The sequence below is a fragment of the Bradyrhizobium ivorense genome, from assembly GCF_900696085.1.
GTDB lineage: Bacteria > Pseudomonadota > Alphaproteobacteria > Rhizobiales > Xanthobacteraceae > Bradyrhizobium > Bradyrhizobium ivorense.
This window is the reverse complement of sequence record NZ_CAADFC020000029.1, coordinates 1-11,773: the sequence shown is the minus strand read 5'-3', so window position 1 is coordinate 11,773 and position 11,773 is coordinate 1. Positions and strand designations below refer to the sequence as shown.

Here is an 11,773-nt window from a genome sequence, read left to right as displayed (position 1 = left end):
ATTTCGCCTAGCGCAACAACCGCTGCCGTCATCCTCCGCGAAAGCGGGGGACCCAGTATTCCAGAGGCAGTCGTTGTTAAGCCGATAGGCCGCGGCGTACTGGATCCCCCGCCTTCGCGGGGGATGACACCGAATATGTGGAACGTGTGCTACTACAACTTCGCGGTCGCCTCATCGAGCCACAGCTTGGTCGCGTCATCGTCGAGCTGCGGCCGCACCGTGCGATTCACGCGGGCGTGGTAGTCGTTGAGCCACGCCAGCTCGCCTTCGCTGAGCATGCCGACCTCGATCAGGCGGCGGTCGATCGGCGCCAGCGTCAGCGTCTCGAACGCGTTGACCGGCTTCTCGGCGCCGGCGATGTCGGTGCCGATCACGAGCTCGAGGTTCTCGATCCTGATCCCGTAAGCATCGGTCTTGTAGTAGCCGGGCTCGTTGGACAGGATCATGCCGCGCTTCAGCGGCGTGGTGCCGAGCTTCGAGATCCGCGCCGGCCCTTCATGGACGCTGAGATAGCTACCGACGCCGTGGCCGGTGCCGTGCTCGAAATCGACGCCGGCGGCCCACAGATATTGTCGCGCCAGCGTATCGAGCTGCGCGCCGGTGGTGCCGTCGGGAAAGATCGCGCGCGCGATCGCGATATGGCCGCGCAGCACGCGGGTGAAGCGGTCGCGCATCTCGGCGGTCGGCGTACCGATCGCGATGGTGCGGGTGACGTCGGTGGTGCCGTCCTGGTATTGCGCGCCGGAATCGATCAGCAGGAGATCGCCGGGTTCGATCCGGCGGTTGCTCTTGCGGGTGACGCGGTAATGCACGATGGCGCCGTTCGGCCCGGTGCCGGCGATGGTCGGGAACGAGACGTCCTTCAACGCCCCGGTCTCGCGGCGGAAGGTCTCCAGCGCCTCGACGGCGTCGATCTCGGTGAGCCCGCCGGACGGCGCCGCGCGATCGATCCAGGCGAGGAAGCGCGTCAGCGCCACCGCGTCGCGCTGGTGCGCGGTGCGGGTGCCCGCGATCTCGGTGCTGTTCTTCACCGCCTTCAAGAGGCTGACCGGATCGCTGCCGCGCACCGGCTTGCCGCCGGCGCTTGCGATCAGGCGGCTGAGCGCATCCGCCGAGGTCGCGCCATCGAGCGCGATCGAGGCGCCGCGTTTGGCGAGCTCGGTGAGCGTCGGCGACAGCGCCGCCGGCTCCTCGACATCGGCGGACTGCAGCAGATGGTCGCGCGTCGAATTCGACAGCTTGCGGTGATCGATGAACACCTTTGGCCGGCCATCCTTGGGCACCAGCGCGTAGGACAGCGGCAGCGGCGTATGCGAGACGTCGGCGCCGCGGATGTTGAAGGTCCAGGCCACCGCGTGGCTGTCGGACAGCACCAGCGCATCGACGCCGAGCTTGTTGATCTCGAGCTGGATGCGCTTGAGCTTTTCCGCCTCGATCTCGCCGGAATATTGCGCGCCGTGGATGGTGACCGGGCCGAGCGGCGGGGCCGGCCGTTCGCTCCAGATCGCATCGACCGGATTGCTCTCGACCGCAACCAGTTCGGCGCCGGCCTTGGCGCAGGCGGCGGCCAGCCGTTCCGCTGCCGAAGATGTGTGCAGCCAGGGATCAAATCCGAGGCGGTCGCCGGCGGAAAGATGCCGCGTCAGCCAGTGCTCCGGCGGCGGATCGACCAGCGGCTCGATCTGCCAGGCCTTGCGGTCGACCTGCTTGCCGGCTTGCAGCGTGTAGCGGCCGTCGACAAAGACGGCGGCTTCTTTGGTCAGCACGATCGCGAGCCCGGCCGATCCGGTGAAGCCGGTCAGCCAGGCGAGGCGCTCCTCGGACGGGGCGACATATTCGTTCTGCTGCTGATCGGCGCGCGGAATCACGAACCCCGTCAGCTTGCGGCGCGCGAGCTCGGCGCGGAACGCGCTCAGGCGCGCGGTCAGCGCCACGCCACTCTCGGGTTCCTCGAACGTCTGGAAATGGGCTTCGAACATCGCCTTGGCACTCTCTTCGAATTGAACATCATCGCGTCAACGCGCCACTGAGATCGCAAGTCGTCGCGATGCTCCACGTTCGCTGGACAAGTCCGCAATGCGGACGGCATGTCCACACTTTTGGCATAGCTTATGCTTGAATCGTGGCATAGTGGAAACGATCGAACGATGTCCACGCGTTCGTCAAGCGTACCGGGAGTGTCCAGGAGTGTCTCAACTCAACGGCGAGGAGATGCACCATGCCTGCATTCACGTTTGAGAAGATTTCGCCGCCGGAGCCCCGCGGCCCGAACCCGCCGGTCGAACCGAAGCCCCGCGGTGTGATCTTCCAGGTCCTGGACCGTCTGGCCGACGCGCGCACCCGCCGCAAGCTGAAGCAGAACGATGTCGCGGTCAGCCGCGATCCTGCAGCGCCCGAATAGAAGCGCGTTACTGTTCCAGGTCGGACGCCCGCGCCACCGTCGCATTGACCACCTTGGTGCCCTCGAGCTCGCGCACGATCCGCTCGTCGGGGCCGACGATGCCGAGATCGAACTCGCGCTCTGCGGTCACCAGCGTCATGCGCTGGCCGACGATGACGACGACGGTCATGTCGAGCGTTTCGCCGGATAGCGCCCATTCCTGCAGCTCGCTCCGGAACGGCTCCTTGCGCCACGCGTCGGGAAAGCCGGGATCGCAGCGGACCTCGAGGCCATCCTCCGACGTCGTCAGCACCAGCTTTGACTTGCTGGGCTTCCAGTGCTCTTCCAGCAGCTCATTGACCAACCAGACGCAGCTGAAGGACCGGCATTCCGCCGGCCGGTCCGCGTAAATCCGGCAGCCGTGTCCCGGCCTGCAGTGCGGACACCACGCGTTGGCCGGCTTCGCCAGTTCCTCGATCGCCATCACCTTGCAGCAGAGCGTGCAGTCGCCGCACTGTCTGCCGGAAGTATTCATTTCACGAAACGCAGCAGCAGGCTGCTCCAGCCCTCGATCCTGAGATGCCGTAGCGGCACCAGCCCGCGGGCGCGGTAGGCGGCGATCACCGCCGGCGCTTGGTGGGTCAACAGGCCCGACAGGATGACCTGCCCCGAGGAGGCGAGGTGCCGCGTCATCGGCCCAGCCAGCTGCCGCAGCGGGTTGGCGAGGATGTTGGCGAGCACCAGGTCGAACGGGCCGTCCTCGGCAAAGCGCGGCGCGGCAAAGCCGGTGGCGCGTATCACATCGACCAGATGTCCCGCGCCGTTGAGGTGGGCATTCTCTGCGGCAACCTTGACCGACGGCGGATCGATGTCGCTCGCCAGCACGCGGCCATGCAGTGCCTTGCCGGCGGCGATGGCTAACACCCCGGTACCGGTGCCGAGGTCGAGCACACGGCGCGGCTGATAGGCCTTCAGCACATGGTCAAGCAGCAGCAGGCAGCCGCGCGTGGTGCCGTGATGACCGGTGCCGAAGGCGAGTGCCGCCTCGATCTCGATGCCAAGCTTGTTCGGCGGAACCTTCTCGCGGTCATGCTGGCCGTGGACGACGAAGCGGCCGGCGGCGACCGGGACGAGGTCGTCCAGGCTGGCCTTGACCCAGTCCTTCGCCTCCACGGTGTCGAAAACTAAAGTAGATGCGACATCCTGCCGCACCTGTCCGACGAGGTCTCGTAGCAGCTCCTGGTCCGGCGCCTCGGCAAAATGAACGGTGACGTCCCAGCGGCCGTCGGGCCGCTCGAACGCGGCGAAGGCCGCCTGATCCTCGAAAAACGTCTCGGAAAGCACGTCGACCACCCGCTTTGCGGTCGATTCGTCCGGAAGTGTGAGGCTGGCGCGGTGCGTGGAGGGGGTCATCGAAGGGCCGGTAGCGCAGTTTTTGTTAAAATTTCAAGCCGGATTCATTCGAATATCGCGAGAATTGATAGGTTCCCGATTCAATCAACCTTAGATTTTTCCAGGCTATTACGGAACTGGAACGCGGAGTTCCATGGAGCTGGAAGTTCCAAGGACATCACAACTTAGGGCAGGACTACAATGAAGGCATTTATCGTTAGATTTTTGCGGGATGAGTCCGGCGCCACGGCCATCGAATACGGCCTGATCGCGACCGGCATTGCGATCGCTATCATCGCTGCGGTGAATGGCGTCGGTAGCTCGCTGAGCGGCACCTTCAACTCGATCAGCAGCTCGCTCAAGTAACTGAGCTGCTGACGGCGTTCTCAGGCACCGGGTGATATCTCGCCCGGTGCTTTCTTTTTGGCCGGTTGTCCACAGCCCGGCCCCATTTCATTCCACCGGATATCCAGCGCATCGTGGCGCGGTTGTCGGCGCGTCCTCCACAGCCGGTCCACCGTGGTTTCCACCGATTGTCCCGAAAGGGCTACGTGGTCTTTCCACGATCGATCCACCGCTTGTCCCCACAGCTTTCCACAGGTTGCAGCGAGGCGCGCCCCGCTCAAGCATGATCCGGAAAAGTGTGAAGCGGTTTTCCGGAAAGATCATGCTCAAAACAAAGAGCTAAAGCGCGATGTCGATTCAACCCGATCTCATCGCGCTTTATGCGAACAGCGCGCGGTGGTCGGCGAGGATGGCGCGGGCGGCGTTGTGGCCGGGGGCGCCGGTGACGCCGCCGCCGGGATGGGCGCCGGAACCGCAATGATAGAGGCCCTTGAGGGGCCCGCGGTAGTCGGCATGGCCGAGCATCGGCCGCGCCGAGAACAATTGGTTCAGCGTCAGCGCGCCGTGAAAAATGTCGCCGCCGAGCAGGCCGAACTGCCGCTCGAGGTCGAGCGGCGACAGGATCTGGCGGCCGAGCACCGAGCCGGCGAAACCGGGCGCATATTGGTCGACGGTTGCGATCATGAGGTCGGCGACCTCCTCGCGATGATCATCCCAGGATTTGCCGTCCGGCAATTGCGGCGCGACGTGCTGGCAGAACAGGCTGGCGACATGCTGGCCGGGCGGGCTCAGCGTGTCGTCGAGCGTCGAGGGGATCAGCATTTCCACCACCGGCGCGCGGCTCCAGCCGTGGTCGCAGGCATCGCGAAAGGCGCGATCCATGTAGCCGAGGCTCGGCGCAATGATAATGCCCGCGGTGAGGTGATCGCCTGCGCCCGATAGCGCGGTGAACGAGGGCAGGGCAGCGAGCGCGACGTTCATCCGGAACGTGCCGGAGCCGTTGCGCCAGCGCGCGATGCGCGTGAGGAAATCGCGCGCCAGCGCGCCGGCCGGCACCAGCCGCGTATACAGCAGCTTTGGATTGACGTTCGAAGCGACATATCTGGCGCGGATGGTTTCGCCATTGTCGAGCACGACGCCGACCGCGCGGTCCTTCTCGACGATCACCTCGCGCACCGCGGCGTCGGTCGCGATCTCGGCGCCATGGCCGCGCGCGGCCTGCGCCATCGCCAGCGTGATCGCGCCCATGCCGCCGATGGCGTGGCCCCAGACGCCCTTCTTGCCGTTCACCTCGCCGAAGGCGTGGTGCAGCATCACATAGGCCGAGCCGGCCGCATACGGGCTGGCATAATTGCCGACGATGGCGTCGAAGCCGAACAGCGCCTTGACGAGGTCGCTCTCGAACCGCTCGTCAAGCATCTCGCCGGCCGAGCGCGTGAACAGGTCGAGCAGATTGCGCTGCTGCTCGAGCGACAGCCGCCGCAGGATGTTGGCGGTGCCGAGCGCGTTGAAGGCTTCGCTCATCGCACTGAGGCCAAAGCCCTCGACGATGTTCGGCGGCGCCCGCAGGACGAATTGGCGCAGCACGTCGGCGATGGCTTCGAGTTCCTGTGAGAACGCGCCGATGGTTTCGGCGTCGCGCTGGCTGAGTTTTGCGACCGAGTCGGCGGTGCGGCCTTCGCCGGTGAGCAGGTGGCTGCCATCCGGCGCCGGCAGAAAATTCTGCGCGCGGCGCTCGACGATCGTAAGGCCGTGCTCGGCGAGTTTCAGGTCAGAAACAATTTTCGGGTTGAGCAGGCTCACCGTGTAGGCGGCGACCGAATTGCGAAAACCCGGAACGAACTCTTCGGTGACGGCGGCGCCGCCGACCACCTTGCGGCGTTCCACAACCTTGACCCGCAGCCCGGCCATCGCGAGATAGGCCGCGCAGGTGAGACCGTTATGCCCCGCACCGATGATGACGACGTCGGTTTCGTTCATGTCCGCTTCAAGAACCGTTGACTGGAGCATGATCCGGAAAAGTGGAGACCGGTTTCCGAAAGATCATGCTCAAAATGATCCAGCGTGCTGTCGCGCCGCAGCGGCGCTTCGTCAAGTGCATGTGATTGCGGTTTCTTGCCCACGATAGTGCCATATGCTCAACTCAAACCCTCCGGTGCGGTGCCGCCGGCCTCCCTTCCGGCGCCCGCCGGGTCCATGCCGGAGCTTTCATGAATTCTGAGCCGTCCGCCTCGCGAAACCGGCTGGTGCTGGTCGTCTACACCGCCGCGATCTTCGTCAGCGCATTGCTGCTATTCTCGGTGCAGCCGCTGTTCACCAAGATGGTGCTGCCGCGGCTCGGCGGCTCGCCGGCGGTGTGGTCGGTGGCGATGGTGTTCTTCCAGTCGCTGCTGCTCGGCGGCTATGCCTATGCGCATCTCCTGATGAAGCTGAAGCGCCGCGTCGTTCCGGTCGCGGTGCATCTCGTGCTGCTGGTGATCGCGCTGCTGACGCTGCCGCTGGCGATCAGGAGCGGCTGGGGCGAGCCGCCGCAGTCCGGCTATGCGTTCTGGCTGCTCGGCCTGTTCGCGGTCTCGATCGGGCTGCCGTTCTTCGCGCTCGCCGCCAACAATCCGCTGCTGCAGGCCTGGTTCGTGCGCACCGGCCATCCCGACGGCCCCGATCCGTATTTCCTCTACGCATCGTCCAACATTGGCAGCTTTCTCGCGCTGCTGTCCTACCCCGTGCTGCTGGAGCCGGTGTTCACCCTGCGCAGCCAGAACCTGATCTGGACCGGCGGCTATGGCTTGCTGATCGTGCTGATCGCGGGCTGCGGCCTGCTGCTGCTGCGCGCGCCGGCCAATGCGGCCGCGCTCAACATGCCGGCCGACGATGCCAGCGCGCCGGCGCCGTCCTGGCTGCTGCGCGCGCGCTGGATCTTCCTCGCCGCGGTGCCGTCGGGCCTTTTGATCGCGGTGACGGCGCACATCTCGACCGACGTCGCGGCCGCACCGCTGCTCTGGGTGCTGCCGCTGTCGTTGTATCTGTTGACCTGGGTGCTGGTGTTCCAGTCGCGGCCGCTGCTGCCGCACAAATGGATGCTGTTGGCGCAGCCGCTGGCGATCGCGGGCGTCGTGGTGCTGCTCGCGGTCGGCGGCGAGCAGAACCTGCTTTTGACGCTCGGGGGTCACCAGCTCTGCTTCTTCATCATCGCGATGGCCTGCCATGGCGAGCTCGCGCGGACGCGGCCCGCGGCAAAATATCTCACCGGCTTCTACGTCGCGCTGTCGTTCGGCGGCATGGTCGGCGGACTGTTTGCCGGATTGATCGCACCGTTCAGCTTCTCCTGGGTCGCCGAATATCCGATCCTGCTGGCGCTGGCGGCGCTGTGCCGCCCGACCGGCACCGAGCGGCTGCCGCGCTGGAGCGCATGGTACTGGCCGTTCCTCGCCGTGCTGGCGGTGGCGCTGCTCGCGCCGAGCTATTTTGCCGGCGAGATCTTCAACTGGCTCGATGACCACAGGGTCCGGATGATCGGTGCCGTCGGCGTGCTGTCGGCACTGCTGGCGCTTGCGTTGAATGCGACGCGCTGGAAGATCTTTGCCACCGTGATCGTCGCGCTGGTGCTGCTGCGCGCCTACCCATCCGACGACGGCCGGGTCGAAACCGTGCGCAGCTTCTTCGGCGTGCACAAGATCGTGGTGACGCCGAACGGGCAGTATCACGTGCTGATGCACGGCACCACGATCCACGGCGCGGAGAAGTTCAAGAACGACGACGGCACGCCGGTGACCGGGCGGCCGGAGCCGATCACCTACTATCACAAGGACGGCGGCATCGGCCGCGCGATCGCGGCGATCCGCGAGCGCAAGGGCGCGCCGCTGAAGGTCGCGGTGATCGGGCTCGGCTCGGGCACGCTGACCTGCGCGTCAGAGCGTGGTGAGGACTGGAAGTTCTTCGAGATCGACCAGTCGATGGTCGACACCGCGCGCGACCCGAAATACTTCACCTACATTCAGAACTGCGAGCCGGATCTGAAGCCTGTGATCGGCGATGCGCGGCTGACCTTCGCCAAGGAGCCCGACGGCGTCTACGATCTCATCATCGTCGACGCCTATTCGTCGGACGCGATCCCGATCCACCTCGCGACCGAGGAGGCGATGGCGATCTACAAGGAGAAGCTGGCGCCGCAGGGCGCCGTGGTGATGCACGTCTCCAACCGGCATCTCGAGCTTGCCAGCGTCGTGGTCGGCATCGCCGATGCCAACGACTTGAAGAGCTGGGTCTACAGCGAGGATTCCGGCCGCGACAACGAATACATCTTCTCGACGTCGGTCGTGGTCTCGGCGCGCGAGGAGGCCGATGTCGGCACGCTCGCATCATCGGATGTCTGGACCGAGACCGAGGCCAACGAGAAGCAGCGGGTCTGGACCGACGATTATTCGAACGTGCTCGGCGCGGTCTGGCGCCGCCTGCGCGACGGCGAGCAGTAGAGCTGCGTTGGATTTCTAGTTTGACGCGTTTTCTTCACGCAAATCCGCATCCGATCCGGATGAAGCCCAGAACAGACTTTCGCTCGAACACGCTCTAGCGATCCTCCACCAGCAGCTTCGCAATCTGGGCGTTGACGATTGTAACGAACAGGTCGGGATCGTTGAACGCCCGCGCAGAGAGCATCGCACCGTGAACGGAGGCCATCAGCATTTGGGCCTCGTCTTCCGGTCGCTCGTCCAACCGGAACAAGCGCTGCTCCGCGCCGGCCTGCAGCACTGCGGCGAGCCATCGCGCGAGCATATGGAAATACGCCTGCACGCGTGATGCAACTTCCGCCGGCAACATCGGCATCTCGCCGGCGAGCATCGCGCAGACGCAGAACGGCAGTGACGCATCGCGAATGCAGGTCTGCCAGAAGTTCAGATACGACTGCAGCTGGTCGGCCGGGCTTGCGAACTGCTCCTGGAGCGCCTTCAGCCCGAGCTCCGCCTGCTGCCGGTAGCGATCGACCAGCACCGCGACCAATTCGGCCTTGGTCGGGAAGTGATGGTGAATGCTCGCCTTGCGGATGCCGATCGCGTCCGAAATGTCGGCATAGCTGAACGCGTTGTAGCCTCCCGCGACGATCAGGGACTGCGCAACGTCGAGGATTTTGTCTGCGGTCGAACTCATTGATCTCACGTCGTCGCCCCGTCTCGCGGCGGGCCTGTCTGAAACTGATTGCACCGCGGTGTCCTCACACGGACGTGTCTCACGCCCGGATTGACTCCGATCCTGTGCCTTCCTACTAGTAGGTCGATCATATCATCCTACTAGTAGATAGGCACAATAGGGAAACCGTCAATGCAAAGTCAAACCTCCCCAGCCAGCTGGCTGCGAAGCTACTATTTCGGACGCGCCATTTTCTCGATCGCCTGGATTGCCGCGGCCGTCCTGCTCCGCGGGCAGCCGGCCGTCGTCGCATTCCTGCTCGTGATCTATCCGGCATGGGACGCCGTCGCCAATCTGGCTGACGCCCGGGTCAATGGCGGCGTGATCGCCAATCCGTCCCAGACCTTGAACGTCGTGGTCAGCGCGGTGACGGCGCTCGCCGTGATCGCGGCGGTCGGCCACAGCCCCTATGCCGTGCTGGCGGTGTTCGGGGTTTGGGCGATCCTCGCGGGGCTGCTGCAACTCGCCACGGGGGCAAGGCGCTGGCGCCGCTACGGCGCGCAATGGGCGATGATCCTGAGCGGCGCGCAGTCTGCTCTCGCCGGCGGCTACATGATCAGCCAATCCATCGGCAGCGTTGCGCCGACGATCCTGGATATCGCGCCCTATGCGGGGTTCGGCGCGTTCTACTTCCTGCTATCGGCGATCTGGCTCACGGCGACCGCCAATCGCAACGCGCACGCATAGGCGCCTCGTCGCATCGACGCGGCGTCGGCCAGCTTCAATTGCCCGCTACTTCTTCTCGGCCGGCGCCGAGTCGACCGAGCCCGGCGCTGCGTTGGCCGGGCTCGGCGCCGCCGCGGCCAAGAGCGGGATCGTCGACGGCGGCTCATCCTCATCGAGGAATTGCTGCACGGAGGTCTGGATCGACGACTTGACGCTGTCGGACCCGCGGTCGCTGAGATCGTTGTGCTGAAACTCGGTCCTGACCACCTTGATGCCGGCCTTGGCGGCGGTGTCGTCGTCGGGGACGACGCCGGGGTCGGCCTTGAAGTGCGGATCCTTGGAGCGGAACGACAGGATCTTGATCTTGCCGTCGGTGATGAAGGGGACGCGCAGATTATCCAGCGTGACCACCTTCTTGACCAGCTCGGGATGCTGCTTGGCGAAGAACATCGAAATGTCGCCGCCGTTGGAATGGCCGATCAGGGTCAGGTGGCGAAAGTCCGCGTTGGGATAGCGCTTCTTCAGCTCATCGATCGCGCACATGATGTTGAAGGCGCCGCGGTTATATTGCATGCGGCGGCCGACATATTCCTCGCCGACCTTGGTCACCATCGGCGCGTCGGTATCGAGATCGTGCTGGATGCTGACCACGAGGTAGCCGCGCGAGGCGAAAACGTTGGTGAGGAACGAGTACTCGGTGTGCTTGACGGTGTTGCCGTGACTGAGGATCGCGACCGGCAGCTCGATCATGTCGGCCATCGCCTGCATCTCGCGGTCGCGCCGCACTGCGACCTCGACCGTCACGTTGCGGTCTTCGCGCAGGATGTCGTTGAAGGTCATCTCGGTGCGGCGGATGGCCCAGCGGTCTGCCGAGAAGCAGGCCGCGATCGCCACGGCACACAGACAAAGGACGACGATGCCCCGTTTCATTGTGACCCCTGATCCTGCGTAACGTGGCTGCGCTCTGGCTCTGACATCATCAGGCACATCGCGTGAAACGGCCCAAAGAGGCCGAGCGGGCGCTGTTCCGGCGAAATATCGGGCCAATTTTACAATCGGATGACGGCACGACGACAAGCCCCGGTCCCGGAACCCGCCGGGGGGCCGGGAAGGGTCACAAACCGGTGAAGCGGGTTCGGAAGCGCATGTCGCGCAGCCGCGAGAGCACCGTCCCGTTGGTTCAAGCGGGCGACGCAGTGAGGCGAGGTGCATCTCAGCGTGTAGATGGGGTAACGGGCCCGCGGTCCTCCCTTCCAAGCAAGCCGCGCTAGCTACGGCGCTGTTTTGATGCGCGCGTCGCGCGGCTTGCTTGGAAGGGGGGCGGTCGTCCCTCACATTGATGGTGTAACGGAGTCGGGGCTTGAGCCCGCTCCAAGCATCGAGGAGAGACGACCATGGACCATTATGCCGGAATCGACGTGTCATTGGAATGCTCCAGCGTGTGCGTTGTCGATGCGAACGGCAAGATCGTTCGCGAGGCCAAGGTGGCGAGCGAGCCGGAGGCGCTGATCGACTGGTTCCGCTCGCTCGGGTTCGATCTGGCCAGGATCGGACTTGAAGCCGGACCGCTGTCGCAATGGCTCTATGCGGCGATGAAGAAGGCCTGTCTGGCGGTCGAGCTTCTGGAGACGCGCCATGTGAGCGACGCGTTCAAGGCGATGCCGGTGAAGTCTGACCGCAACGATGCCCGCAATATCGCGCAATTGATCCGGCTCGGCTGGTTCCGGCCGGTCCACTGCAAGTCGATGAGCGCGCAGGAGACCCGCGCAATGCTGACGGCGCGCAAGCTGGTCCAGAACAAGCTCC

At 65.0% G+C, this 11,773-nt stretch carries 11 protein-coding genes; 5 read left to right on the top strand and 6 right to left on the bottom strand.

Annotated features, from left to right (window positions below; genetic code table 11):
* Positions 1–152: 152 nt before the first annotated feature.
* Entirely contained in the window at positions 153–1,979 is a 1,827-nt protein-coding gene (locus CI41S_RS35025) for an aminopeptidase P family protein (protein WP_139863587.1), read from the bottom strand.
* Between the two features lie 239 nt (positions 1,980–2,218).
* Between CI41S_RS35025 and CI41S_RS35020 the strand changes: the two genes are divergently transcribed.
* Positions 2,219–2,401, top strand: a complete 183-nt coding sequence (locus CI41S_RS35020) for a hypothetical protein (RefSeq protein ID WP_139863586.1) — start codon at positions 2,219–2,221, stop codon at positions 2,399–2,401.
* Positions 2,402–2,408: 7 nt separating this feature from the next.
* Here CI41S_RS35020 and CI41S_RS35015 read toward each other — a convergent pair whose 3' ends face one another.
* On the bottom strand, positions 2,409–2,915 hold the full coding sequence (locus tag CI41S_RS35015; RefSeq protein WP_139863585.1) for a hypothetical protein: 507 nt from the start codon (positions 2,913–2,915) through the stop codon (positions 2,409–2,411).
* Entirely contained in the window at positions 2,912–3,793 is an 882-nt protein-coding gene (locus CI41S_RS35010) for a 50S ribosomal protein L11 methyltransferase (RefSeq protein ID WP_139863584.1), read from the bottom strand. Before CI41S_RS35010 ends, CI41S_RS35015 begins: the two co-directional genes overlap by 4 nt.
* 180 nt (positions 3,794–3,973) lie before the next feature.
* On the opposite strand from CI41S_RS35010, the gene CI41S_RS35005 reads away from it, so the two are divergent.
* Complete coding sequence (locus tag CI41S_RS35005) at positions 3,974–4,138, top strand: Flp family type IVb pilin (protein WP_139480104.1); 165 nt, start codon at positions 3,974–3,976, stop codon at positions 4,136–4,138.
* A gap of 357 nt (positions 4,139–4,495) precedes the next feature.
* On the opposite strand, the gene CI41S_RS35000 is transcribed toward CI41S_RS35005, so the two are convergent.
* The gene (locus tag CI41S_RS35000; protein ID WP_139863583.1) at positions 4,496–6,097 is read right to left on the bottom strand and encodes a phytoene desaturase family protein; all 1,602 of its coding nucleotides are present in this window, start codon (positions 6,095–6,097) and stop codon (positions 4,496–4,498) included.
* Between the two features lie 230 nt (positions 6,098–6,327).
* Between CI41S_RS35000 and CI41S_RS34995 the strand changes: the two genes are divergently transcribed.
* The gene (locus CI41S_RS34995) at positions 6,328–8,589 is read left to right on the top strand and encodes a fused MFS/spermidine synthase (RefSeq protein ID WP_139863582.1); all 2,262 of its coding nucleotides are present in this window, start codon (positions 6,328–6,330) and stop codon (positions 8,587–8,589) included.
* Between the two features lie 94 nt (positions 8,590–8,683).
* Here the strand turns inward: CI41S_RS34995 and CI41S_RS34990 are convergent, their stop codons facing one another.
* On the bottom strand, positions 8,684–9,271 hold the full coding sequence (locus CI41S_RS34990; protein ID WP_139863581.1) for a TetR/AcrR family transcriptional regulator: 588 nt from the start codon (positions 9,269–9,271) through the stop codon (positions 8,684–8,686).
* A 162-nt stretch (positions 9,272–9,433) separates the two neighbouring features.
* Between CI41S_RS34990 and CI41S_RS34985 the strand changes: the two genes are divergently transcribed.
* Positions 9,434–9,988, top strand: coding sequence for a DUF308 domain-containing protein (locus tag CI41S_RS34985; protein ID WP_139863580.1), 555 nt, complete (start codon positions 9,434–9,436; stop codon positions 9,986–9,988).
* Between the two features lie 45 nt (positions 9,989–10,033).
* Here CI41S_RS34985 and CI41S_RS34980 read toward each other — a convergent pair whose 3' ends face one another.
* A complete protein-coding gene (locus CI41S_RS34980; RefSeq protein ID WP_172628312.1) occupies positions 10,034–10,897 on the bottom strand; it encodes an alpha/beta hydrolase in 864 nt (287 codons plus the stop codon).
* Between the two features lie 464 nt (positions 10,898–11,361).
* Here CI41S_RS34980 and CI41S_RS34975 point away from each other — a divergent pair.
* Positions 11,362–11,773 (top strand): IS110 family transposase (locus tag CI41S_RS34975; protein WP_139863579.1); only part of this gene is annotated, 412 nt, incomplete at its 3' end.